The following is a 23,603-nucleotide window of genomic DNA, read 5'->3' as shown; positions in this document are numbered from 1 at the left end:
AGGAATAGAATTATTTATCAGCGTCTGTTCTGTTCGCCATTGCTGTTGGCCTTGGTCGCTTCAGACGTCGGTACGCTGGTATAACGACCGCCTCGGAGGCGCCGTGTTTCGCCGGACCTTGACTCGCACGTTGCTCCATGCTGCCGTGGTAGCTGGACTTCTGGGTGGCTGTCCGTGCCTCCCGCCTGCTGCGATCGCCGCCGATGCCGCGCAACCCAAGCCCGTCGAGGGGAGGTCGGTTGCGCCGGCCAATGCCACGACGCCAATTGATTCCCCCACCATGGTCGAGCGATACGGGCCGGCTGTCGTCCATATCCGCGCAACGGCGCCAGAGAAGCAAACATCGGCACCCCCCCCCGAGGATATCGGCCCCCACGACCCGATTGCCGGGTTTTTCAGCGGCGTTGCGCCGCCATCGCCGGAGCCGCAACGCAATAATCCACGCGTGACAACGGGCACCGGCTCCGGTTTCATCATCAGCCCGGACGGCCTCATTCTGACCACGGCTCATGTGGTGGATCAGGCGGATGAAGTCACGGTCAGCCTGACCGACCGGCGGGAGTTCAAAGGCAAGGTGCTCGTCGTCGACACTGACAGTGACGTTGCGGTTCTTCAGATCGATGCTGCGAAGCTGCCGACCGTCAAGCTTGGTGACTCGTCGCGCGTGCGTGTCGGTGAACCGGTGTTGACGATCGGCTCACCCGACCGTTTCCAGAACACCGTTACTACCGGCATTGTTAGCGCCACTTCCCGAGCGTTGCCGGACGGCAGCAATTTTCCCTTTTTCGAGACCGAGGTCGCCGCCAACCCAGACAATTCGGGCGGCCCTCTGTTCAACCGGGCGGGCGAGGTGATCGGCATTGACGTGCAGGTGTATCCGGACGTAGGGCGGTACCCAAGCCTCACGTTTGCAATTCCGATCAAGCTGGCGAACAAGGTGCGAGCGCAGTTGCAAACCCAGAGCAATGGCCCGGGGGGCATTCCTGGCGTAGACGTCCAGGACGTCGGACCTGGGTTGGCGGTGGCGATTGGGCTGCCGCGACCGGCTGGGGCGCTAGTCAACGCCGTCGCGCCCGGTACGCCGGCCGCCGCGAGTGGCCTGAAGCCTGGCGACGTGATCACGAAGATTGGCGACAGGACCATCGATCGATCGGCCGAACTGACCCAGTATGCCGCCGGCCTGCAACCCGGAACGAAGACGACGCTCACGCTGATCCGCAGTCGAAAGCCGATGACGACTGAGATCATCGTAGGCTCGGCCGGCGAACCCCAAAGCGCCGTGCAAACCCCTGCCGCAGCGTCGAATCCCGGCCCGGCCCAGAGTGCAAGCACGGCGTCGGATCGCCTTGGCTTGACGATGCATCCGCTGACCGACGACGAGAAGCGGGCGAGTGATCTTCCGGAAGGGATGATGGTGGACGCGGTGACTGGACCCGCGGCGAGTGCAGGCATTCACACTGGCGATATCGTCCTGTCGCTCGATGGCGAGCTGATCGAATCCGGGGAGCAGGCGGGCGCGGTGGAAGCAAAGGCGAAGAAAGGGATTTCGGTGCTGATCCAGCGCCAGAATGCTCGCCGGTTCGTCTCCGTCCCGCTGAAGTGAGCGTCGCTGCGTGATGTACATGGTGAGGACCCGGTTAGCATGCGACGACGGTCAGAAGCACGTGCTTGCGCCAGCCGCGCGCACGCCTCGCCGCCTGCAGGCGAACGCTATCCTGGAGGTCGTTCGGCCCTCGATTGCCGTCGCGACGTGGCCTCGACCTGACATCTCTCCAGATTCTTATTGCTTGTTCGCAGTCTAGGGTTCGCTCCGCGCATGCCACAAGAAATCCAGGCACCTCATCTCGTCACGTAGATAGCGGTATTGCGACCGTCCGTGGGCGAAGTGCGGCCACTTCGATCCCTGCGGGGGGTTCGGTTGTACGCAGACCGAATCTGGCCGCGTGTCCGACGCTGACACGGCTCTATTTGACAAGGAATGGATATGAAAAACTCGGGCGTAGAGAATCTGGCGTCAGGTTCGCCGCGTCTGAGCGCGCACGAGATGGCGGCATTGATGCGGCTCGGCCATGCGCCGGTCAAGATCGAGGTGGAAGTGGAGGCTCTTGACATGACTGCGCTTCACGACGCGGGACTCGCGCAACGGATCGAGCACGAACCGGGCTGGCAGGAGTTTTCGATTGCGAATGAGGGCAGGGATGTAGTGCGGGTGCTGGTGTATCGACCGCTCCTGTCGCCCCACATTGACATCATGATGTCAATACCATTATATGGTGACGGATGCGCAAGACCAGACGAACCCCTGCGGGCGAGACCCTGACCAGTTTCCTCACTGACCTGTTCAGGTTGAACAGTTTGCTTTTGACTTCGGGCGACCGGCTGGTTGCGCCACTCGGTCTGACGAGCGCGCGCCGGCAAATCCTCGGCGCAATCCTTAGCGCCGAACGCCCACAGCCGGTTGCGTGGCTCGCGAGAGACCTGGGCGGTAACCGCCAAAACGTGCAATGAATCGTCAACGACCTTGAAAAGGACGGGCTAGTCGCATTTGAGGCCAACCCGCATCACCGCCGCGCGCAGCTTGTCGTTTTAACCGACAGCGGAAGGCAGACGTTCGACGCGGCCATGAGGCTGCAAGCGCCCTGGGTCGACAGCCTTTCGGACGGCATCCAGCTAATGGACCTGGAGGCGACCCGCCGCGTCGTGACGGCGCTGCGAAACAAACTGCAGGGACATGACGAACCTGGACCGCGAGCTTGACGGTAGAAGACCGTGCAGCAAGGGTTGACGACGGCCCTCGCGATCGATCGTGCTGATCCCCGGCAAAAGAAGCGGCGCATAATGCACACATCCCTTTGTCAGGGCGATGGAGGTAGACGTGACAACTTTTGCTATCGACGCCGTTCGCATCAACCCGACGAATGACCGATTTACCCATGTCCGTTGGGCGCCCGTCGATCCGTCGACGCGTGAATGGCTGTCTCCCCCTGCGATTGTGGAGGTGGTCGAAGTCGTCTCCGCAATCCGTCGCGGAGATGTTGTTTGGTCCCTTTTTACGCTTGGTGGCACCCGGTATCTCGGGCCAAAAATTGTGTCTGTATCTCACACCGACGGACACGCCGGGATCGATACGGATGTCCCTGGCGATCATGTCGAAAAATGCATTGACGATTTGCCGCGCCTTTGACCTCGGCAAGCGGAAATTCCCGGGGGGCGTGAAAGGTATGGATCGGGTCGGTAAGACTCTTCGATGAACAGGGAGAGCTGACATTCGCCGACGCGAGTTTGTAAAAGTCAGCGAAGCGATGCGCAACAGCCGCACCACTTTGATCGGTAAGCGTCGGCTCAGGCCGACGCTCCACCGGTAGCCTTTCCCCTGACGAAAGTCCGGTTCACTCTTCAAAGCGCCATTGATGCTTCGATATGCCGGAAGTCGGCTCTGGGGCGAGTGCTGCAGCGGCAACCCGCGATCCCGGTGACGCTTACTTCTCGTTCGCGGCTTTTTGCGGACTGTCAGTTGCCCCCGATGCGCCAATCGGCGGCAAAGCATCGTTGATCGATGACAGGGGCTGTGGCTCGGCTGGCGCCGCAGCCATAGTCGTGGCCGTAGCCGTAGCCGTAGCCGTAAAGGCAGTCGTCGCCTCAGCCGGACGCGCAGCCGCAGCCGGAGGCGTGGCTACGGCAGGGTCCGGTTGGACCGCGTTCGCTTTAAGGTAATGTTCGACGAGCGCGAAGTAACGCTGATAGAAGACCCCGGCTGGAATCGTCTCACTCGCGACCTTGACCATCGAGTCATCACTCGAACCGATCGGAAGCGACAAGGATCCGAACACGCTCAGGCCGACGCTCGCCGAAGTATTGCTCTTTTTCAGCGCGTAGCGATCCTGCACCGCATTCACATATGCGGTGCTGTGGACGCTCTTCGGGTCGTCAGCGGTGCAGACGACGTGGACTTCAATCACCGCATGCGAGTCGTTGTTGGGCTGGAAATTCTTCGATCCGTCGACCGAATCCGACTTCGATGAACTGGCGATATACCCTTGGCTCAACAACGCGCGGCGGGCGGCTTCGCAGGTGGAATCCGCCGTTGCCTCGAACCGTTGCATATAAGGGCTGTCGGCCGAGTCGAACTGCTCCTGCTGGTAAAGCGGTTTCGGCGTCGAGCACGCAGACAGTGCGCCCGCAAGTGCAAGAACGACAGCCGCGGGGATAAGGCGAGACTGGGTATGCATGATGAACGAGTGGACCAGCGCGAGAAGAGATAGGGTCGGATAAAAACTCAGGACACCGATTCTCTCGCATAGCATGAGGGACACATCATGCCACCGGTCAGAAAGTGAATAGGCCGCGCCATTATAGTTTTCTTTCCCTACAGGAACCTTCGACCTCGTCGCCGGCCGTATCGATGTACCCGATCCGTGACGTCCACTGCGTGTCGCGAGGCGAGCCCGACCGAGGCTTCTCATGCGGTGCGCCGATCTTGCCTACCCGCCACGAAAGCCCTGACCATGTTCCCCGTCGGTCTCGTTTGATCTCCAGTCGCGATGCCCAGCGTGCCTCGCGGCGGCCACCGACTTTTGGCCAATTTGCACTGCATTTTTGTCGACACGCGGAAAAGTAACCTCGTTGCTCACGGTCGTGGCCGATGATTCCTGTCAGTCGAAACGTGAGTGACGAGGACCTATGAAGACCAAAGCGTTGCACGTTTCCTGTCCAGTAGCCCTGCCGAAGCGAGAAAGAATGCTCCCGAGCCCTCGAGCGCCTTGAAGCCATCGTAGATAGCGATAACGACAGTCAGCAGCACGCTTTTCATCCTTCGCGAACCCGCATAACACCTCCGAGCAAACAATCACACATCCGCATCCCCCGTTGAAGGCCTATCCAAGCAGACGTGCGGCAGTTCGGACGACCTCCTCGACGAACACATTGATCGCAGGATGGTTCCGTTCGCCGCGCCGAAACGCGACATAGATCTTTCGGCGCACTTCCGGCTTCAGCTTGACCCAGGCGACGCCGGCTGGCGGACGCACCAGTCTGAGACCGGGGACGATCGACACGGAACAACCCGACGCCACCATCGCGCCGACCATTTCAAAGCCGCGACACTTGGCGTTGATCTGCGGTTCGTATCCGGCGCGCCGGCACAGGTTGGTGATGAAGTCGCCAAACACGCTCGACGTCGAATCGATCGCCCAGGCTTCATGCCTCAGCTCGGCCACGCTCAGCGACGGCTTGCCGGCCAGCGGATGAGCGCTCGAGAGCGCCACCGACAGCACATCTTCGGCGAGCGGTACGACACCGACGCTCTCCTGCTTACTGCCGACGACGATCGACAGGTCGTCGATCAGGGCAATGTCCGCTCGCCAGGAACGCAGCGCCGCGAGTCCATCCACCGGCTCCAGCTCTTCCAGGATGATGTCGAGGCGCGGGAAGACCCGCCGCAATGCCTTGACCGTGTCCGGCAGCACCGCCGAGGCGACCGACGGAAACGCGGCGACCCGCAATTCGCCCGCGATTTCGCGGCGCAGCACGGCCAGCTCGGAACGCGCTTCGTCGAGCACGACCATCACCCGTTCCGCGTAGCCCACCAGCGCCTGCCCCGCGGCAGTGAGCCGGACACCGCGTCCGACCCGCTCCGTCAGCTTGACGCCTGCCTCCTCCTCGAGCTGGGCGATCTGCTGCGAGACGGCCGATGGCGTCAGGAACATCGCCTGCGCGGCAGCCGCGATCGTGCCACACCTCGACAGTTCGAGCAGCGCCCGCAGGCGACCCACTTCCATGGTGCTTACCCTCCGTTCGACGGCGCTCAATTCGACAGAATAGCTAATGTAATACGCAAAAAAAGATAAATATACGTGAATAAATTCAGGTCCTACGATGGGTTCCATTGCAGAGCACGTGAGCACTAAAGCGCAACCACGGTACACGCGTACGCTCGCGCTGCTGCCGCAAGAACCGGGCAGTCGCACCGCCGCCCACACAGACCTGTCGATAAGGAAGTCATCATGCTGGAAGCTCGCCCCTGGGTTCCGCGCGATCCCGAGAACTACATTCAAGCGCTGGTGAAACGCTTTGCTTCCCAGAATCCCGAGCAGAACGAAAGGGATCTGCTCGCATTCGTCGAAGAGAATCGCGTGATCCACGAGCGCGACTGCTTCAACCTCAATCCGGCGACGAATGCCATCAACCCGAAAGCGGAAGCGTTGCTGGCGGCCGGCGTTGGTTCGCGCCCGTCGTTGGGGTATCCGGGCGACAAATACGAAATGGGTCTGGAGGGTGTCGAAAAGATCGAAGTGCTCGCCGCCGAACTCGTGGCCCAGGTATTTGGCGCGCGCTTTGCGGAGATCCGCGTTGCATCCGGCGCGTTTGCGAATCTCTACACCTACGTTGCGGCGGCGAAACCGGGCGATACCGTGTTCGTGCCGCCGGCCACGGTTGGCGGGCACTTCAGTCACCACGCCAACGGGGCTGCCGGCATGTACGGCGTCAAGCCATACCTGATGGCATTCGACGCGAAGCGTTATACGGTCGATCTCAATGCACTGCGTGAGGACGCGCTGAGGCTGCGGCCCAAGGTCATCACGCTGGGTCAGAGCCTCAACCTCTTTCCTCATCCGGTCGAGGAGGTGCGCGCGATTGCGGATGAGGTCGGGGCGGTGCTGCTCTACGATGCGGCGCACCTGTGCGGTCTGATCGCGGGTCACGCGTGGCAGCAGCCGCTCACGCAGGGTGCGCATGTGATGACCATGAGCACGTACAAGAGCCTCGCGGGCGCGGCCGGCGGATTGATCGTGACCAACGACGCGGAGATGGCGCGCAAGCTCGACGCCATTGCCTATCCCGGCATGACAGCCAATTTCGACGCAGGCAAGTCGGCGTCGATCGCGATGACCATGCTCGACTGGCAAGCGTTCGGTCGTCCGTATGCTGCCGGGATGGTGAAGGCGGCCAAGGCCCTCGCGACCGCGCTGATGGAAGAAGGTTTGCCCGTGTTTGCCCGTGACCGGGGCATGACGACGTCGCACCAGTTCGCGATCGAGGCGCACGAGTTCGGCGGAGGCCAGACGATGGCGAAGCTTCTGAGGCGAGCCAACGTTCTCGCGTGTGGCATCGGTCTGCCGCTGCCGGAAGTTGACGGTGACGTCAACGGGCTGCGCATGGGCACGCCGGAACTGGTTCGCTGGGGAATGGTTGCCGACCACATGCCGCGGCTCGCCGGCTTCATCGCCGATGTTCTGCTGCGCCGAAAGTCGCCGGAAGAGGTGGCACCCGCTGTGAGCGAGTATCGCCGGCAGTTCTCGCAACTGCACTATCTGCGCTGAAACGGAGACCTGAAATGGCATTCGCTCCGGCATCCGCGTCACACCCATGATTCCGATGCCGATAAGTATCTTGCGAGACATCAATCGAAGCTTGGAGGAACTGCAATGAAACTCTTGAAATCGGTCATCGTGGTGGGCGGCGCGGTCGCCGCGCTCGCATCGGAAGTCGCCCATGCACAGGATGACACCGTGAAACTGGGCTTTGCCGGTCCGCTGACAGGCCAGAATGCAAACCTGGGCAAGGACGTCGAACGAGGCGCGCGCATGGCGGTGGACGATCTGAATGCGAATCCGCCCGTTATCGCAGGCAGGAAGGTCAAGATCGAACTGCAGGTCGAAGATGACGCCGGAGACCCCCGGCAGGCCACCCAGGTGGCGCAGCGTCTTGTCGACGGCGGCGTGAGGGGCGTCGTGGGTCACTTCAATTCGGGGGCGACGATCCCCGCGTCGAAAATCTACTTCGACAACCACATTCCCGAAATCTCCCAGTCGTCCACCAACCCCAAGTACACCCAGCAAGGCTTCGATACCGCATTCCGTCTGGTCGCCAACGACGGTCAGTTAGGCGCGGTGCTCGGCAAATATGCCGTCCAGAAATGGAACGCGAAGACGGTCGCGGTGATCGATGACCGTACTGCGTATGGCGAGGGTATCGCGGACGAATTCCTGAAGTCGGCTCAGGCGTCCGGTGCGAAGCTCGTCTCCCGTCAGTACACGACTGACAAGGCCACGGACTTCCGCGGTGTGCTGACGGCGGTCAAGGGAGAAAATCCGGACGTGGTGTTCTATGGCGGGATGGACGCGCAAGGCGGCCCGATGATCAAGCAGATGCAGCAGCTCGGCATGCAGTCGAAGTTCATGGGCGGTGACGGCATCTGTACCGGCGAATTACCGAGCCTGGCGGGTGCCGCGTTGCAGGGGCGGCAGGTCATCTGTGCAGAGGCGGGCGGGATCACGCCGGAATACTCCGCAGGCATGGACGACTTCAAGAAACGGTTCAAGGCGAAATACGGTCAGGACGTCGTCATCTATGCACCGTACGCGTATGACGCAGTCATGATCCTCGTGGACGCGATGAAGCGGGCGGGTTCGTCCGATCCGGCAAAGTATCTGCCCTATCTGAAGAAGACGGACTACAAGGGCGTCATCGGCGAGACCCGTTTTGATTCCAGGGGCGACCTGCAGAACGCGACACTCACGCTCTATACGTTCAACGACGGCAAACGCGAAAGTCTCGGCGTGCAACACTGAGCCGTGACTGCCGCATCGCATGCCATGCTGTGCCGCCCGACGCCGTATACTCGATCATTGGGACGTTCAGTTCGCCATCCAGAGTCCATTCTGAAAATTGGATTCATGGCGCCGTCCCTGCTCGATGAACGATCTGGATGCCATAGCCGACATGCGAAACGCGTCATACCTCAAAAGCCGCCTGCTGATCGTCGCAATGTTCGCGTTGCCCGCGTTCGTGTTCACTAGCGGCTGCAAGTCGACGACGACACCGGCACGGACACCTACACCTACACCGACACCGTCCGTGACCGCACCGGCGGCCGTCGTCCCCACTGACGACGCTACGCTCGCCGGCCGGGTGAAGCAGGCGCTGGTCGCGGACCCGGCGCTCCGAACGTTGCCGGTGAGTGTGGCAACGTATCGGGGCGTCGTGCAGCTGACGGGAGACGTGGACTCAGAGGCACAGATTCTGAAAGCGCTTGCGGTGGTCCACGGTGTGCCCGGGGTGCGCTCAGTGAACAACGATCTGCACGTCAGGTCGCAATGACGCGCGTTCGGAAGCCGCAAGGCTGACGAGGCTAACCGGACAAGGTCTGGAATGGGCTCAAAACTTGTGGCGTAACCCGATGCGCACAACCGCCTGTTTGTCGTCCGACGATGCCGAGGGCCCGTTGATTGCCGCCACCGCCGGCTTGCCTGTCGAGTCCGTACCGCTCGCCTTCTGATAGACGCCGATCAGATAGACGTCCGTGCGTTTGGACAACAGGTAGTCGACGCCCGTGCCGAACTGATGATAGGCCGCGCCCGTTTTCCCTTCGATCGAACTGCCTTTCGTGTAGTTGTAGGCCAAGCCCCACAGCAGCGCCGGAGTGAACTGATAACGAAAGTTCAGCTCGCCGTTGTTGAAGCTTTTCGACCCGCTCAATCCTAGCGGGTTCGGCCCGGAGGACAGATCGCCCAGATCGTCGAAGCGCGTGTTCGAATACACCGCGCCGACGGTTGCCGAACCGATCGTATAGGCGGCCGCCGCGCCGACTACGCTCATCGAGCGGGCCGAAGCATAGCCGGAATAGACGGGCGACAGCATGTTGTTGCCGGGCACGCCGTTGACGGTCGGCGCCGGACTGCCGGGGCTGCCGAAGAACGAGGTGTTCGGATTCTCGACCGACAGATAGCCCGCGCCCAGCGACACGGCGCCCGTCACGTAGCCCGCCGAAACCGACCAGATCCGGTTGCGCGCGAAGTTGCCAGCAATGCCGCCAAGGCTGAACATGCCCGCCACGGTCAGGCCGCCATAGCTGTTGCTGGTGAACTTGATGGCGTTGTTGGTGGAATTCGTGTTGTTGAAATTGTCGAGATCGCCGGGGTGTGCGGCCATATAGCCGCCCCATTGACCGCCCGCGATCATCGGCCCGAGGATGTCGACGTTGGTGTCGTATTGCCGGCCGAGCGTCACCGTGCCGAACGGCGTCGACATGCCGACGAACGCCTTCTTGCCGAACAGCAAGCCGCCCTGGGCCGCCTTGCCCGTACTGGCATCGAAACCGTTTTCCAGCACGAAGATCGTCTTCATGCCACCCCCCAGATCTTCGGAACCACGCAGGCCCCAGCGGCTTTGCTGCATCACGCCACTGAGCAGGCGCACGGCGCTGTGTCCCGAGACGGTGCCGTTCGCCGCCGTCGTGGCGGCATTGCTGAAATAGCTGATGCCCTCGTCGACGATGCCGTACAGCGTAACCGAGCTTTGTGCGTGAACACACGCGGGCATGGCGGCCGCGACGCAAACCGCGAAAAACGCTTTATTCATGTTGTTTGACGTTCAGGTTGAGGTTGCAGTTGCAGTGACATGGGGGCGCGCCGCGTCTCGCGAGCACGCACAGGGGCCGGCGGCCCGCGCTGGGCCACCGGAAAACACGGCAGGGGAACGGGGGGCGCCTAGCTGAGCGCGTCGATCACTGGAGGGCGGGGCAGGCTGTGCGCCGCCGCCTGCTCATAGGCATGACCGAGTTGCAGCACGCCCCAGTCGTCGCGATAGCGGCCCGCGATCTGCAGACCGATGGGCAACCCCGACGCACTGATGCCGCATGGCACGGCGAGCACGGGTGACTCGGTGGAGGACAGGTACCAACAGATGCGCATCCAGTCGATATACGACGTATAGGCTTGCCCCATGAACGACGCCGGCCAGCGCAAGTCGGCGTCGAATGGAAGCATCTGCGTGGCGGGCAGCACATAGAACGGATGCTCGTTCATGAAGTTGCGCATCCGCTGGAACAGCGCGGTCTTGCGCACGAACATCTGGCCGAGATCCGCGGCGCTGAGCGAGCGGTGCAGTCGGCATTCGTCCTCGATCTCGGGCTTCAGGAGTGCTTGAGCGTCGACGTCGAGTTGCTGGACCAGCGTGCCGATCATCCACGCGCGTTCCATCCGGAACACCTCTTCCGCATCGGAGAGATCGGGGTCGGCGAAAACGACTTCGCAGCCGAGTGACTCGAACATGTGAGCCTGCGCCTGTACGGTGCGCTGGATTTCCGGATCGACGGGCAAGCCTGCCAGTCCAGTCGAAAACGCGATCCGCGTGCCGCGAAAATCGCGCTGCAGCGGACGAGCGAACAGCGCGCCCGGTTCGCTGAGTTCGGTGGCGACCTCACCGCCTGGACCGGCGATCGCGCTCAGCAACAGCGCGGTGTCCGCAACGTTGCGGGCCATCGGGCCATCGACGCCGAGCGTGCCCCAGCCGTTGATATCGGGCGCGCGCGGCACCCGGCCCGGCGAAGGACGCAACCCGACCACGGCATTCCACGCAGCCGGATTGCGCAGCGAGCCGCCCATGTCGCTGCCGCACGCGAGCGGGTTCATGCCGCAGGCAACCGACGCCGCCGCGCCACCGCTGCTGCCGCCCGCGGATTTGTCGAGATTCCACGGGTTGCGCGTCACGCCGAACACTTCATTGAAGGTGTGCGAACCGGCGCCGAACTCCGGTGTGTTCGACTTGCCGATCATCAGCGCGCCCGCCGCATCGCAGCGCCGCACGATCAGTGCGTCCTGGGTCGGTACGTGATGCTCGAAGACTTTCGAGCCGAAGGTGGTGCGCACGCCGCGCGTCGCCGTCAGGTCCTTCTGCGACACCGGCAGACCGTGCAGGGGGCCTTGCCATTCGCCGCGCGCCCAGCGCTCGTCGAGGTGTCGGGCGCGTTGCCTGAGCACGTCGGCGTCGCCGATCGTCACGAGTGCGTTCACGCGCGGATTGACCGCTTCGATGCGTGCAAGGTGCGCGTCGAGTATTTCCGTCGCGCTGACTTCGCGTTTGCGTTGCAGGTCGAGCAGCGTCAGCGCGGACGCGTCGCACAGCGAGTCGGTGACGGCGGGATTCGTATCGAGTTGCAATGGGTCGGACATGATAGGGCTCTTCGGTTGATTCGTTGGTCCATTGATTCAGGCAGCGCGTGAAGGCTGTACTGCGTGCCGCTAGATTTCCTCACGGGTGCGATCGGTGATGAACGCAAGCGCGATCAGAGAGACCACGCCGCACACGATCACGTACCAGGCGGGGACGGACGCATTGCCCGTCGCGCCGATCAGCCACGTGACGACGAACTGCGCGAAGCCGCCGAAGATCGATACACCTGCCGCGTAAGAAATCGACAGTCCCGTGGCACGCGTGCTGCGAGGGAACATTTCCGGAAGAAGCGGGCCGGTTGCGCCGGCATTGATCGAGTGCAACGCGGCGAGCGCGCAGCCGACGAGGTACAGCGTGCCGACCGACGGCACGTGAGCGATCGCGTAGAAGCCCGGCAAAATCAGCAGCGTCAACAGCAGCCGCGAGATGAACATGACGCGTTTGCGTCCGAAGCGGTCGGACCATAACCCTCCGATCGGCGAGACGACGAGCATCACCGCGCCGGAGAGAATGCCGCACCACATCGCCGCATCCATCGGCAGATGGAGCACCTTGATCGCATACGTCGACATGTAGTACAGCACGATGAAATGCGCGGACGTGCCGCCGATCACGAGCATGAACGCGAGCAGCAACAGCTTGCCGTCGCGTGCGAAGACGGTTTTCAGAACGCCGCCTGCCGGCTGCGCCGCGCCGTGCGAGGGGTGCCCGTCGTCGTCGATGCGCGCTCGCAGATACAGACCGAGCGGCGCAATCAGCACGCCCGCAAGAAACGGCACGCGCCAGCCCCAGCTTTCGAGCGACGCGGTATCGAGAAAGTGCGACAGCAGAAACCCCACCAGCGAACCGACGAGTGCCGCCGCGCCCTGGCTCGCGAACTGCCAGCTGGTGATGAAGCCGCGCCGCTCCACCGAGGCACGCTCGGCGAGCAAGGTCGTCGCGACGCCGACTTCGCCGCCCGCGGAAAAGCCCTGCAACAGCCGTGCGATCAGAATGACGATGGGCGCGGCGAGGCCGATCTGCGCGTACGTCGGTGCGAGGCCGATCAGACCCGTGCCGACCGCCATCGTCAGCAACGTGATGTTCATCGCGACGACGCGCCCGAAACGGTCCGCCAGAATGCCGAACATCACGCCGCCAACGGGACGCGCGATGAAGCCGACACCAAACGTGCCGACGGACAGCAACAGTTGCTGCTGCGACGAAGCGAGCGGGAAGAACAGCTTGCCGAGCAGCACGGCAAAGAAGCTGTAGACGGTCAGATCGAAGAACTCAAAGGCATTGCCGATCGTCGTCGCGACGATCAGACCGCGCGTGGACATCGTAGTGGAGTGCGCGCTGGCCTGCGAGCCGGCGACTGGGCTGAGTGACGGTGACTTCATGAACGGCATCCCTATCGTGAGTGGATGGAGCTTTCGCCGAAACGACGTCGGCGGCATCAGGCGGTCAGTGCCGCCTTCATCGCGACAGGAAAAGTCTAGAGAGCCAAAATAGCGACGCGGATTTGCTTTTTCTTATCGCGATAACAGCGGGTTATCGCCCCATACGCAGCCGGCTTTGCACGCGGATACGGGCTAAGCCTCATGGCCGTGCTTTCTTCCGCCGTGTACTATCGGCGCAAAACGTGTTGCCCATGCGCACCGACCCATCGTTGCATCAGATGTATCGCGGCAACCTTCCCACTCCACACTCCCGGTCCTGTCTCTTGAAACCCAATCAGTTACGCGCGCTCGTTGCCATCGCCGAACACGGTAGCCTGCGTGCCGCGGCACGGACGGTCTGTCTGTCGCAACCGGCCCTCACGAAGGCCATCCGCGAACTCGAGCAGGATCTCGGCGTGCCGCTCGTCGCGCGCAATGCTCGCGGCGCGCAGCTCACCCAGTTCGGTCAGGCGATCTATGCGCGCGCGAAGCTGATACTCGCGGAGATGCAGCATGCGCGCGAAGACGTGATCCAGTTGTCGGGCTTCGAGGGTGGCAAGGTGTCGTGCGCGGTCACGCCGCTCGTGGCTCTCAAGTACTTGCCGCGCGCGATCCACACGTTCCGGCTGCGCATGGCGGACACGCGGCTCTCGGTGCAGGAGGGCTTTCTCAGCTCCGCGCTGGCGGGGTTGCGCGACGGCACGCTGGACTTCGCGATCGCGATCGTCGACGACACCAAGATCACCAGCGAGTTTCAATTCAGACCGCTACTCGAAGCAGAACTGATCATCTCGGCGCGCAAGGGACACCCGCTTGCAAACGCGCAATCCATCGCCGATCTGGAAGGTGCCGAATGGATGCTGAACACCACGCCGGAAAGCATCGGACGCGTGCTGCAGGACTATTTCGTCAGCGTGGGCGCGGCGGCGCCGCGCGTCGTGGTCGAATGCAGTTCGTTTAGCGGGAGCTTCTCTTTGTCGTCACATAGCGATTTTCTGTCGTGCTGCCCGAAGAGCTTTGTCGAATCCGAATGGTTCAGACAGCAGGTGATCGCGCTGCCGGTGCGCGAGCCGCTGCCGCGCGTTGCGGTCGGCATCATTTCGCGGCGCGACGCGTTGAATACGGCCGCCTGCGACTATCTGATCGACTGCTTTTGCGAGGCGGTCGCGAGCGCGCCGTTGTTCGACTACGAAGCGACAGGCGCAGGCTGAGAGCGGCGGCACGACGAAGTTGGAACTTGCGCCGGTTGCTTTTATCGCCTGACTTCTTCTGCCCATCACGTTCTTGCGCAGTGCCCCCTGTTTTGCCGATTTGTGCTCACTGCCCGAATATTGCACGCAGACAATGGGTCATCGGCAACCGGCTGGAATGCGGCGACGCAACGTCGACCGACCAGTAAGTCCCGGCTGCGATGTCACTTCAGAGGCACATGATGCATGCAGATGAAACGGCTACCTACTACACGGCCACGAAGAAGTACGAACTGAGCTTCCCGTCTCTCGAGGACGATATCCAGGCCGAAGTCGTGATCATCGGCGGTGGGTTTTCCGGCATCCATACGGCTTTGGAGCTTGCAGAACAGGGCGTGACGGATGTCGTCGTGCTCGAAGCGCGTTACCTGGGCTTCGGCGGCACCGGCCGCAACGGAGGGCAGGTGATGGCCGGTATCGGTCACGACCTCGATGCGATCAAGAAGGACGTCGGCGACGACGGGCTGCAGGCGATTTTCGCGCTCAGCGATCTCGGCCCGCAGATCATGCGCGAGCGGATTGCCAAATACAACATCGACGCCGACTTCTGCAGCGGCTATGGCTATATGGCCTACAACGGCCGTCAGGCGAAGACGCTGCGCAACTGGGAAAAAGACTTCAAGTCGCTGCGCTCGCCGCATGAGATTCGCTACGTCGAGGGCAAGGAAGTGCAGGACATCGTCGGCTCGGAAGTCTATCAGGCCGGCTTGTTGCACATGGGCGGCGGCCACGTGCACTCGCTGAATCTGCTGCTCGGCGAAGCGAAGGCGGTCAGCGAAATTTACGGCACCAAGATCTTCGAATACAGCCCCGCGCTCGAAGTGCGCTACGGCGACCGGATCACCGTGCGCACCGCCAAGGGCAGCGTGACGGCGCGCAAGCTGGTCTGGGCGTGCGACGGCTTCAACAACGGCATCGAACCGGAGTTGCATCGCAGCACGATCAACGTGTATGCGTACAACTCGATGACCGAGCCGCTGAGCGATGAATTGATCCGCCGTATCAGTCCGATTCACGGCGCGTATTCCGACATCCGGCCGGTGATCAATTACTACCGCGTGACCAACGAGAACCGGCTGCTGTTCGGCTCGTCGACATCGCTGGTCGAGCACATCCCGAGCGATCTGAAAGCGTGGAACCGCCGCCTGATGCTCGAGGTGTTTCCGTATTTGAAAGACGTGAAGATCGACCTCGCGTGGGGCGGTCCGATGGCTTCGACACTCAATCTGTTTCCGCAGATCGGCACGCTGCCGGGCCGGCCGAACGCGTTTTTCGTGCAGGGGTATTCGGGCTTCGGCGTCACGCCGAGTCAGATCATCTGCAAGATTCTCGGCGAAGGCATTCTCGGCGGATCCGAGCGGTATCGGCTCGTCAGCTCGATCCCTCGGGCGACGATCGAAGGAAAGGATCGCTACCGCGCGCTGCTGGTCACGCTCGGCAAGGTCATGCATCAGACGTCCGGCTACTGGCACGGCCGTCGCTGATCGTTTCAATTTACTTCAATGGAGAATCACAACATGGGTCTGATCGAAATCAGGAAGGGCGTCGCCATTTCCGAACTCGATTCGTGGGGCAGCCTCGCGGGTATCGGCGGGGAAATCCTCGAGGGCGGCGACGTGCAGGCATTCGGCAAATTCACCCACGGCAGCCCGACCGAGCCGATCTCGGCGGCGTACTTCGGCACGTCCAAGGGTAAGTTCCGGCTGGTTTATCCGTTCAGCGAGCAGGCCACGCTGGTCAGCGGGGAAGTCAGAATTACCGATGAGTCGACGGGTGAAACGCGTCATTTCAAATCCGGCGATTCGTGGTTCGTCAAGAAGGGCACCCCGACCGTGTGGGAAGTCATCGGCGACAGCTTCACGAAGCACTACCTCGCTTTCGTCTGACCTGGGCGCCATGCGCGTGCAGGTGTTCAATAGACCGGCTGGCGAGTCCACTGACTCAATGCGTGCGAAAAAGCGCCTGCAACGAGGTGCCCTCGACAATGGATGACGCTCACGCCATCGCCGCTTACGCCGAGCTTGCGCAGCGAGCCGATGGTGGCGAGCTGTTGCTGTTCTCGGTTGCGGCCGTCCAGGTGGAACCCGCCGGCGCTGCTGGCTGGTTCCGTCGCCGGCCCTGCGCGGTCGCGGCCGTGATCTCGCGCGAGGAAGACGTGTCGGACATTCTTCTGAGGCTGCCGGACTGCTGGAATATCGTCGATGCGGCCTGTTGCGTGGGGCTGCATGACGAGCCCGACATCGTCTCGGTCGACCCCCGCTTCAAGAACGGCTTCGTCAACGCGAACTGCGCGATCGTCGCGCACGACGATGGGCGCCGCTTCGCGCTGCTGATGCAGATCAACGCCGCTGAAGCCGTGCTGCTGCCGCACCGGCCGTTCGGCGAGCGGCTGTCGTTCGAGCAGTGCATTGGTTGCGCCGCGGCCACGGACACGCTCGCCCGCTAGCGCTGTCTCGGGCATTTCGGCTCGGGGTTTGCCCGTAATCCCGGCGACGATGCCGATTTGCGCTAACGCGGAAAAACCGGCCTGCTTACAGTCCTCTAATTAGCTCACCCGCCGCCCGCGCACAGACTCGCAGTGGTGTTTCGGTGAGCGTGCCGCGCGGACCCGCGTGCTGGCTGCGGACGGGCCGCCACCCCTTAGCCACGAGAGAGATTCAATGAATACCGTTGCGAATGTCGTCGTTAGCGAAGCCGTCAACCAATTCCTGGCCCGTGACCTGGGTCTTTTCATCGACGGTAGTGCGCAGCCGGCGCACTCGCCGCGCCGGCTCGATGTGTTCAATCCCGCGACCGGCGAAGTTCTCACTACCGTGCCGGACGCCGATGCGCAGGACGTCGATCGCGCGGTATCCAGCGCGCGACAGGCATTCGACCTGCGGGTATGGAGCGGTCTGCGTCCGGCGGATCGCGAGCGCATTCTGCTGCGTCTGGCGGACGTGATTGAACGACACGCGGAAGAACTCGCGCAGCTCGAAACATTGAACCAGGGCAAATCGATCAACATCGCGCGCGCGATCGAAGTCGGCGCCAGCATCGAATACGTGCGTTACATGGCAGGCTGGACCACCAAGATCACCGGCGAGACGCTCGACGTGTCGATTCCGTTTCCGCCGGGCGCTCGCTATAGCGCCTTCACGCGCAAGGAGCCGGTGGGCGTCGTCGCGGGCATCGTGCCGTGGAATTTCCCGCTGATGATCGCGATCTGGAAGCTGATTCCGGCGCTCGCGGCCGGCTGCACGATCGTCATCAAGCCATCCCCGGAGACACCGCTGACAGCGCTGCGGCTCGCCGAGCTGGCGATCGAAGCGGGTGTCCCGACGGGCGTGTTCAACGTGGTCACCGGCGCACGCGAATGCGGCGCGGCGCTCGCCGCGCATCCGGGCATCAGCAAGATCTCGTTCACCGGCTCGACGCCAACCGGCAAGCTGGTCGGCGCGGCCGCGGTGCAGAACATGACGCGCTTCTCGCTTGAACTGGGCGGTAAGAATCCGGCCATCATGCTGGCCGATGTCGACGTCGATCAGGCGGTGCAGGGCGCGCTCGCGGGCGGGTTCCTGAACCAGGGGCAGGTCTGCGCGGCGGTCTCGCGCATCTACGTGCATCGCAGCAAGTACCGGCAGATCGCCGACGGTCTCGCCGACATCGCCAACGCGATGACGCTGGGTCCGGGCCTCGATCCGTCCGCGCAGATCAACCCGCTGGTGTCGAGTCATCATCGCGCGCGCGTCGAGCAGCATATCGCGCAGGCGAAGCATGCCGGGCTGCGTTTTCTGGCGGGCGGCACGCCGGTGGAAGGCGCGGGTTACTATGTGCGCCCGACGGTCATCGGCGACGTTCCGCACGACGCGGCGATCATCCGCGACGAAGTGTTCGGTCCGGTCCTTGCTCTCGTTCCCTTCGACGATCCCGCCGAAGCACTGCGGCTCGCCAACGATTCGCCTTACGGCCTTGCGGCGAGCCTGTGGACCAACGATCTGCGCGCCACGATGAACCTCGTGCGGGACATCGATGCGGGAACGGTCTGGGTCAACTCGCACGTGCCGCTCGATCCCGGCATGCCGTTCGGCGGCATGAAGCAGTCGGGCATGGGGCGTGAATTCGGCAAGCACGCGATCGACGCGTTCACCGAAACCAAGTCCGTATGCATTGCCCATTGACGGCGCGCCGGCTCGCCACTGGTGTCGTTCCCCCGTTGCGGAAGGCCATTGCGCCAAACAAAGCCGGCGCTGCTATCCTTGGGTCAATGGCGTATGGCGGCGCTCCGGGACGAATTGACAGGTCCCGGAGCGCCGCTGCAGGGAGACATAGATGGAGTTCAGGGTCAGCGCGCTCGACGACGTGCACGACCATTCACTTGCGGTGAGTGGGTGGGAACAGGTGTACCACCAGATAACGCCGGGACGATTCGAAAGCACACTCGTGCAGGCGAGCGACGACAATTTCCAGTTCTTTCGTGAATCGACCAACCGGCGGATCGCGCAGGCCGGCGTATCGCCGGAAGGCTTTTCGTCGATCGCGGTGCCGTTGTACGGTTTATCGACCGGGACTTTCCAGGGGCAGCATATCGCCGGCTTCCCGCTGATGCTGCTGGGGCCGGGCGAAGAGTTTCATCTCCACACGCCCGAGTCGATGCACTACATCGGCGTGAGTCTGCCTTCCGGGCTGATGGAGCAACTCGTCAGCGATACCGTCGACGAAAGCGCGGTCAGTAAGCTGACGCAAAGCGTCTTGCAGGTGCCCGAGTCAGCCGCCGCCGTCCTTCAGTTGCACCTCGTGCCTTTTCTCGACGCGATGCAAGCCACGGAGGACCGGCTCTCTTCAGTCGAGTCGGATCGCCGGTTTCAACACGAAGTGATGAGCGTGCTGCTCGCGCTCGTCGAAGCCGCGACCGGCAATTCGCGCGATCTCACGCACGCCACGTATAGCGACATCGTCCGCCGCTGCGAACGTTTTTTGCACGAGTACGCGGAGGAACCGGTCACCGTGCTCGATCTGTGCGCGATGTTGCGTTGCAGCCGTCGTACGTTGCAGACGAGCTTCCAGCGCGTCGCCAACGTCACGCCGGTCGAGTATCTGCGCTCGTACCGCCTCAATGCCGTGCGTCGGCTATTGCGCTCGAGCAACGCCGCCGAGCTGCTGATCGGCGATGCAGCGGCGCGATGGGGCTTTACTCACCTCAGCTACTTCGCGCGCGAGTATCGCGATCTGTTCGGCGAGCTGCCTTCGCAGACGCCGCGCAAGAGCTGAGCGGACTCTCTTCCACAACGCACTTCCGCATCGGCAACGTCTATGTCGCTCGCGGAATATTCCAGACAGCTTTCAAACGCGCGCGAATTTCTTTCGCCAATCAGGCCGCGCGCTGTCGTTTTCCCGATGCCTGTGTCTCATTGCCAATTTGTGCTCCCGGTAGATCTTTTTGAATCCCTACATTGCAATCATCCGCTGCAATTCGTTAGCGGATGCAACGTCCGCGCCGCGCGCGGATGTGCAATCGGGTCGTACGCGGCTCGACGTGATCAGTCAAATCAATTGGAGTGAGACCCATGAGCGTCGCGTTGGAAACCAAGCCGTCGAGCGAGTTGCGCCAAGGCGCGCTCGGCCTAGGCTTTATCGTTTTCTTTGTCATCTCCGCGGCCGGACCGCTCGTCGCGATTGCCGGGGGCTTCCCAATCGGCATCATGCTCGGCAACGGCGCGGGTACCCCGTCGCTAATCATCGCGACCGTGGCGATCCTGCTGATGTTCGCCGCGGGGTACACCGCGATGTCGCGTCACATCACCAACGCGGGCGGCTTCTATGCATTCACCGCGCGCGGGCTCGGCGGCACAGCGGGCGGCGCGGCGGCGCTGATCGCGCTGCTCGGTTACAACGCGATGCAGATCGGCCTGTACGGGATGTTTGGTGCCGTGTGCTCGGGATTTCTCGGTACGCATTTCGGCATCGATGCGCCGTGGTGGGTGTACGCGTTCGCTGCCATGTTGAGCATCGCGGTGCTCGGCTACCGGCAGATCGATCTGTCCGCGAAGGTGCTGTCGCTGCTGGTGTTCGGCGAATACATCGTGGTCCTGATTCTGGACGTCGCGATCCTGAAGGCCGGCGGCGCACACGGCATCGATTTCGTTTCATTCAAGCCACGCACATTTCTGAGCGGCACGCCGGCGATCGGTTTTCTGTTCTGCTTCGCGAGCTTCATCGGCTTCGAAGCCACGACGATTTACAGCGAGGAAGCAAAGGACCCGAAGCGCACCGTGCCGCTCGCCACGTACATTTCGGTGCTTCTGATCGGCGGCTTTTACGCGTTTTCGTTGTGGTGCATCGTGATCGGCGCGGGCAGCGCGGACATCGTCAAGACGCTGAGCGCGCTCTCGGATCCGACGACGTTCATGTACTCGCTGTCCGACCACTACGCGAATAGCACGCTGACCGCGGCTTTGAGCGTGCTGTTCATCACGAGCGTGTATGCGGGTCTGCTCGCGTTTCACAACTCGGCCTCGCGATACTTCTACGCGAGCGGACGCGAGGGCCTGCTGCCGGCGTCACTGGGCCGCACGCACGCGTCGCATAGCAGCCCGCATATCGGCTCGCTGTGGCAATCGGCAATCGCGGCAGTCGTGGTTCTGGTGTTCGTCGTGATGCATGCCGATCCTGTGCTGACGTTGTTCTCGTGGCTCACCAACGTCGCCACGCTTTGCATCATTGCGTTGATGGCGCTGTCTTCCGCTGCTGTGATCGCATTCTTCGCAAGCCTGAAAAGCCGCGAGGAAGGCGCGCTGCGCGTGGTGTTCTTTCCGCTGGTCTCGGGCCTCGCGCTTCTCGCCGTGCTCGTGCTGGCCATCGTCAACTTCCCTCTGCTGACGGGCGCTGGTCCGGTGCTTTCGTACGGGCTGACCGCGCTGCTGCCGGTGTTCGCGGTGGCCGGCGTCGTGACTGCGCTGCGGCTGAGGGCGCGTGACCGGCATGTGTTCGACAGGCTGGGCAGCTCGCGTCTGTAAATCACCTCTGTCATTGCGTCGGCGAGTTGCACGGGCGGGCGAAACATCCCGTCACGGGCGCAATGGCTGGGCGCCTTCAATCAGGGCAAGCGGCCGCGGTCCCTGTCGATCACATCAGGAGAAACACATGCACAGCATCAAACTGGGCGCGAAGCCGCCTGCGCTCGAGCCATGGGGCACGATTGCGGATCTCGGGGCGACGATCGTCGAAGGGGACGTGTTCGTCTTTGGGCTCACGCATCACGGCGACGCACACACGCCTGTCAGCGCAGGCTATTTCGCCTGTACGAAGGGCAAGTTCGACATGACGTACCCGTTCGACGAGCATGCGACGGTGATCGACGGCGAGTGCAGGTTGACCCGTCGCGATACGGGCCAGTCGGTTCACTACAAGGCGGGCGATAGCTGGTTTATCGAAAAGGGCGCGCCGATCTCCTGGCAGATCCTGAGCGATACGTTCACCAAGCACTACCTGGCGCTCGCCTAGCACGCACAGCGCGCACGGCACCCAACACTGGGCTCCTGCCAGCCGCAGGCGCGCGGCCCGTTGTCCCTTCTTTCCTATGTCAGCCCGGTGGCCGCAACGCGGTCCGCCGCTGACGACGCACGTCCTTAACTCCTGAAAGCCACCATGAAAAAGCACATTCCGCTGTCTACATTGTCATGCGCAATGCTGGTCGCGCTGGGCGCCCAGCAAGCCAGCGCGCAGAGTAGCGTCACGCTGTACGGAACCGTCGATGCCGGCGTCATCTATACCACCAACGAGCAGGTAACGGATGCGAGCGGCGCGGTCCACAGCGGCCATAACGTGCAGATCGGCGGCGGTAACCTCGTGCCGTCGCGCTGGGGCTTGATGGGCGTCGAGGACCTCGGTGGCGGCCTGAAGACGATGTTCACGCTGGAGAATCAGTTTCTGATCGGCAATGGCGCGATGCTGCAAAGCGGCTCGCTGTTCGACCGCCAGGCGTGGGTCGGTGTGCGCGATGATCGGTTTGGCACACTGAGCTTCGGGCGGCAATATGATTCATATTCGGATTTTCTTGGCGCCTATGTATCGAGCACATCGTGGGCGACCATGTACGGATCGCATTTCGGCGACGTCGACAATCTGAACGAAGCGTTCAACATGAACAACGCGGTCAAATTCACGAGCGCGGATTTCGGCGGCTTCACGTTCGGCGGCACTTTCAGCTTCGGCGGCCAGGCGGGCGACTTCAGCGAGCGGCGCGGCTATGCGCTCGCCGCCGCCTATAACCACGGCCCGGTTTCGCTCAGCGCCGGATACATGACGCTGAATGATCCGTTGAACGCGGCGCTCGGCGGCGCGAACGGCTATATCGGCGATTTCGCATGCAGCAATGCCGCGGCGATGTATTGCAAACTGCAGGGTGCCCGCGCGATCAAAGCGTTCGGCGCCGGCGGTTCGGTAGCATTGGGCAAAGCGACTGTCGCGCTCGTCTACACGCATACACGCCTCGAGGACAGTGCGTACTTCGCGAGTGCCGCGCGTCCCGAAGGCGCGACCGCGTCGTTCGATATAGCCGAGCTCAATACCGTGTACAACCTGACGCCCGAGTGGGCGTTAGGCGCGGCCTATATCTTCAACAACGTGCGGATCGGCGGAGGCAGCTCGTCGCGCTTTCACCAACTGAATCTCGGCACGACATACTCGCTGTCGAAGCGAACTGCGTTGTACGCAGTCGGCATCGCGCAGAAGGCGTCGGGTGCGGGGCTCGGGGTGGATCCGGCGACGGGCGGGGCTGCCAATTACGCGCAGATTCCGAATCTGGTGAATAGCAACTCGAATCGGCAACTTGCGATCATGGCGGGCGTTCGCGCGAACTTCTGAGCGGCTGACCGGTACGCTGCGGGAGCTTCGAATTTCCCAAGATATGAGTTTCTTGTTCAAATATTCTTAAAACATCGCGGGTTTCATATAATCGCCGGCGCCTCGCATGGGGCGTCCGAGCGCGCCCATTGCTGGT

General features: G+C 62.5%; 20 protein-coding genes. 15 read left to right on the top strand and 5 right to left on the bottom strand.

Annotation, left to right across the window (positions count from 1 at the left end):
- Nucleotides 1-103: 103 nt before the first annotated feature.
- From EVC45_RS29280 to EVC45_RS29260, 3 genes are all read left to right on the top strand, one after another.
- A complete protein-coding gene (locus EVC45_RS29280; protein WP_129961674.1) occupies nt 104-1,603 on the top strand; it encodes a trypsin-like peptidase domain-containing protein in 1,500 nt (499 codons plus the stop codon).
- 375 nt (nt 1,604-1,978) lie between these two features.
- Entirely contained in the window at nt 1,979-2,320 is a 342-nt protein-coding gene (locus EVC45_RS29270; RefSeq protein WP_248295301.1) for a hypothetical protein, read from the top strand.
- A 555-nt stretch (nt 2,321-2,875) separates the two neighbouring features.
- The gene (locus EVC45_RS29260) at nt 2,876-3,184 is read left to right on the top strand and encodes a hypothetical protein (RefSeq protein WP_129961672.1); all 309 of its coding nucleotides are present in this window, start codon (nt 2,876-2,878) and stop codon (nt 3,182-3,184) included.
- A gap of 295 nt (nt 3,185-3,479) precedes the next feature.
- Here the strand turns inward: EVC45_RS29260 and EVC45_RS29255 are convergent, their stop codons facing one another.
- Together EVC45_RS29255 and EVC45_RS29250 are read right to left on the bottom strand one after the other, a co-directional pair.
- Nucleotides 3,480-4,304, bottom strand: coding sequence for a DUF2242 domain-containing protein (locus EVC45_RS29255; protein WP_248295304.1), 825 nt, complete (start codon nt 4,302-4,304; stop codon nt 3,480-3,482).
- A 570-nt stretch (nt 4,305-4,874) separates the two neighbouring features.
- The gene (locus EVC45_RS29250; protein ID WP_248295300.1) at nt 4,875-5,885 is read right to left on the bottom strand and encodes a LysR family transcriptional regulator; all 1,011 of its coding nucleotides are present in this window, start codon (nt 5,883-5,885) and stop codon (nt 4,875-4,877) included.
- A 117-nt stretch (nt 5,886-6,002) separates the two neighbouring features.
- On the opposite strand from EVC45_RS29250, the gene glyA reads away from it, so the two are divergent.
- The 3 genes from glyA to EVC45_RS29235 all read left to right on the top strand — a co-directional run bounded on the left by glyA (nt 6,003) and on the right by EVC45_RS29235 (nt 9,099).
- A complete protein-coding gene (gene glyA / locus EVC45_RS29245; protein WP_211193493.1) occupies nt 6,003-7,319 on the top strand; it encodes a serine hydroxymethyltransferase in 1,317 nt (438 codons plus the stop codon).
- Nucleotides 7,320-7,424: 105 nt separating this feature from the next.
- Nucleotides 7,425-8,570 carry a branched-chain amino acid ABC transporter substrate-binding protein gene (locus EVC45_RS29240; RefSeq protein WP_129961670.1) on the top strand — a complete coding sequence of 382 codons (1,146 nt, stop codon included), beginning with the start codon at nt 7,425-7,427 and terminating at the stop codon, nt 8,568-8,570.
- 151 nt (nt 8,571-8,721) lie between these two features.
- A complete protein-coding gene (locus tag EVC45_RS29235; protein ID WP_129961669.1) occupies nt 8,722-9,099 on the top strand; it encodes a BON domain-containing protein in 378 nt (125 codons plus the stop codon).
- A 57-nt stretch (nt 9,100-9,156) separates the two neighbouring features.
- Here EVC45_RS29235 and EVC45_RS29230 read toward each other — a convergent pair whose 3' ends face one another.
- From EVC45_RS29230 to EVC45_RS29220, 3 genes are all read right to left on the bottom strand, one after another.
- Nucleotides 9,157-10,359, bottom strand: coding sequence for a porin (locus tag EVC45_RS29230; RefSeq protein WP_129961668.1), 1,203 nt, complete (start codon nt 10,357-10,359; stop codon nt 9,157-9,159).
- Nucleotides 10,360-10,487: 128 nt separating this feature from the next.
- Entirely contained in the window at nt 10,488-11,951 is a 1,464-nt protein-coding gene (locus EVC45_RS29225) for an amidase (protein WP_129961667.1), read from the bottom strand.
- Between the two features lie 69 nt (nt 11,952-12,020).
- Nucleotides 12,021-13,334 carry an MFS transporter gene (locus EVC45_RS29220; RefSeq protein WP_129961666.1) on the bottom strand — a complete coding sequence of 438 codons (1,314 nt, stop codon included), beginning with the start codon at nt 13,332-13,334 and terminating at the stop codon, nt 12,021-12,023.
- A 323-nt stretch (nt 13,335-13,657) separates the two neighbouring features.
- Between EVC45_RS29220 and EVC45_RS29215 the strand changes: the two genes are divergently transcribed.
- From EVC45_RS29215 to EVC45_RS29175, 9 genes are all read left to right on the top strand, one after another.
- The gene (locus EVC45_RS29215; protein WP_129961665.1) at nt 13,658-14,584 is read left to right on the top strand and encodes a LysR substrate-binding domain-containing protein; all 927 of its coding nucleotides are present in this window, start codon (nt 13,658-13,660) and stop codon (nt 14,582-14,584) included.
- Nucleotides 14,585-14,805: 221 nt separating this feature from the next.
- Nucleotides 14,806-16,107, top strand: coding sequence for an FAD-binding oxidoreductase (locus EVC45_RS29210; RefSeq protein WP_129961706.1), 1,302 nt, complete (start codon nt 14,806-14,808; stop codon nt 16,105-16,107).
- Nucleotides 16,108-16,140: 33 nt separating this feature from the next.
- On the top strand, nt 16,141-16,509 hold the full coding sequence (locus tag EVC45_RS29205) for a cupin domain-containing protein (protein ID WP_129961664.1): 369 nt from the start codon (nt 16,141-16,143) through the stop codon (nt 16,507-16,509).
- Between the two features lie 98 nt (nt 16,510-16,607).
- Complete coding sequence (locus tag EVC45_RS29200) at nt 16,608-17,069, top strand: hypothetical protein (RefSeq protein WP_129961663.1); 462 nt, start codon at nt 16,608-16,610, stop codon at nt 17,067-17,069.
- 214 nt (nt 17,070-17,283) lie between these two features.
- Nucleotides 17,284-18,783: an aldehyde dehydrogenase family protein gene (locus EVC45_RS29195; protein ID WP_129961662.1), complete on the top strand. Its 1,500-nt coding sequence runs from the start codon at nt 17,284-17,286 to the stop codon at nt 18,781-18,783.
- A gap of 151 nt (nt 18,784-18,934) precedes the next feature.
- The gene (locus EVC45_RS29190; protein ID WP_129961661.1) at nt 18,935-19,873 is read left to right on the top strand and encodes a helix-turn-helix domain-containing protein; all 939 of its coding nucleotides are present in this window, start codon (nt 18,935-18,937) and stop codon (nt 19,871-19,873) included.
- Nucleotides 19,874-20,169: 296 nt separating this feature from the next.
- Nucleotides 20,170-21,618, top strand: coding sequence for an APC family permease (locus EVC45_RS29185; RefSeq protein WP_129961660.1), 1,449 nt, complete (start codon nt 20,170-20,172; stop codon nt 21,616-21,618).
- Between the two features lie 127 nt (nt 21,619-21,745).
- A complete protein-coding gene (locus tag EVC45_RS29180; RefSeq protein ID WP_129961659.1) occupies nt 21,746-22,105 on the top strand; it encodes a cupin domain-containing protein in 360 nt (119 codons plus the stop codon).
- 183 nt (nt 22,106-22,288) lie between these two features.
- Complete coding sequence (locus tag EVC45_RS29175) at nt 22,289-23,467, top strand: porin (protein WP_129961705.1); 1,179 nt, start codon at nt 22,289-22,291, stop codon at nt 23,465-23,467.
- Nucleotides 23,468-23,603: the final 136 nt, after the last annotated feature.

Origin of the sequence: Paraburkholderia sp. UYCP14C (assembly GCF_004197395.1) — a bacterium.
Lineage (GTDB): Bacteria > Pseudomonadota > Gammaproteobacteria > Burkholderiales > Burkholderiaceae > Paraburkholderia.
This window is presented reverse-complemented; position numbering and strand designations above follow the sequence as displayed.

Excerpts from the sequence above, each read along its gene's own strand:
- EVC45_RS29190 (WP_129961661.1), top strand. The coding sequence starts at position 18,935 with ATGGAGTTCAGGGTCAGCGCGCTCGACGACGTGCACGACCATTCACTT.
- EVC45_RS29175 (WP_129961705.1), top strand. The coding sequence starts at position 22,289 with ATGCTGGTCGCGCTGGGCGCCCAGCAAGCCAGCGCGCAGAGTAGCGTC.
- EVC45_RS29185 (WP_129961660.1), top strand. The coding sequence starts at position 20,170 with ATGAGCGTCGCGTTGGAAACCAAGCCGTCGAGCGAGTTGCGCCAAGGC.
- EVC45_RS29205 (WP_129961664.1), top strand. The coding sequence starts at position 16,141 with ATGGGTCTGATCGAAATCAGGAAGGGCGTCGCCATTTCCGAACTCGAT.
- EVC45_RS29225 (WP_129961667.1), bottom strand. The coding sequence starts at position 11,951 with ATGTCCGACCCATTGCAACTCGATACGAATCCCGCCGTCACCGACTCG.
- EVC45_RS29230 (WP_129961668.1), bottom strand. The coding sequence starts at position 10,359 with ATGAATAAAGCGTTTTTCGCGGTTTGCGTCGCGGCCGCCATGCCCGCG.
- EVC45_RS29255 (WP_248295304.1), bottom strand. The coding sequence starts at position 4,304 with ATGCTATGCGAGAGAATCGGTGTCCTGAGTTTTTATCCGACCCTATCT.
- EVC45_RS29220 (WP_129961666.1), bottom strand. The coding sequence starts at position 13,334 with ATGAAGTCACCGTCACTCAGCCCAGTCGCCGGCTCGCAGGCCAGCGCG.
- EVC45_RS29200 (WP_129961663.1), top strand. The coding sequence starts at position 16,608 with ATGGATGACGCTCACGCCATCGCCGCTTACGCCGAGCTTGCGCAGCGA.
- EVC45_RS29240 (WP_129961670.1), top strand. The coding sequence starts at position 7,425 with ATGAAACTCTTGAAATCGGTCATCGTGGTGGGCGGCGCGGTCGCCGCG.
- EVC45_RS29235 (WP_129961669.1), top strand. The coding sequence starts at position 8,722 with ATGCGAAACGCGTCATACCTCAAAAGCCGCCTGCTGATCGTCGCAATG.
- EVC45_RS29250 (WP_248295300.1), bottom strand. The coding sequence starts at position 5,885 with ATGGAACCCATCGTAGGACCTGAATTTATTCACGTATATTTATCTTTT.
- EVC45_RS29180 (WP_129961659.1), top strand. The coding sequence starts at position 21,746 with ATGCACAGCATCAAACTGGGCGCGAAGCCGCCTGCGCTCGAGCCATGG.
- glyA (WP_211193493.1), top strand. The coding sequence starts at position 6,003 with ATGCTGGAAGCTCGCCCCTGGGTTCCGCGCGATCCCGAGAACTACATT.
- EVC45_RS29210 (WP_129961706.1), top strand. The coding sequence starts at position 14,806 with ATGCATGCAGATGAAACGGCTACCTACTACACGGCCACGAAGAAGTAC.
- EVC45_RS29195 (WP_129961662.1), top strand. The coding sequence starts at position 17,284 with ATGAATACCGTTGCGAATGTCGTCGTTAGCGAAGCCGTCAACCAATTC.
- EVC45_RS29270 (WP_248295301.1), top strand. The coding sequence starts at position 1,979 with ATGGATATGAAAAACTCGGGCGTAGAGAATCTGGCGTCAGGTTCGCCG.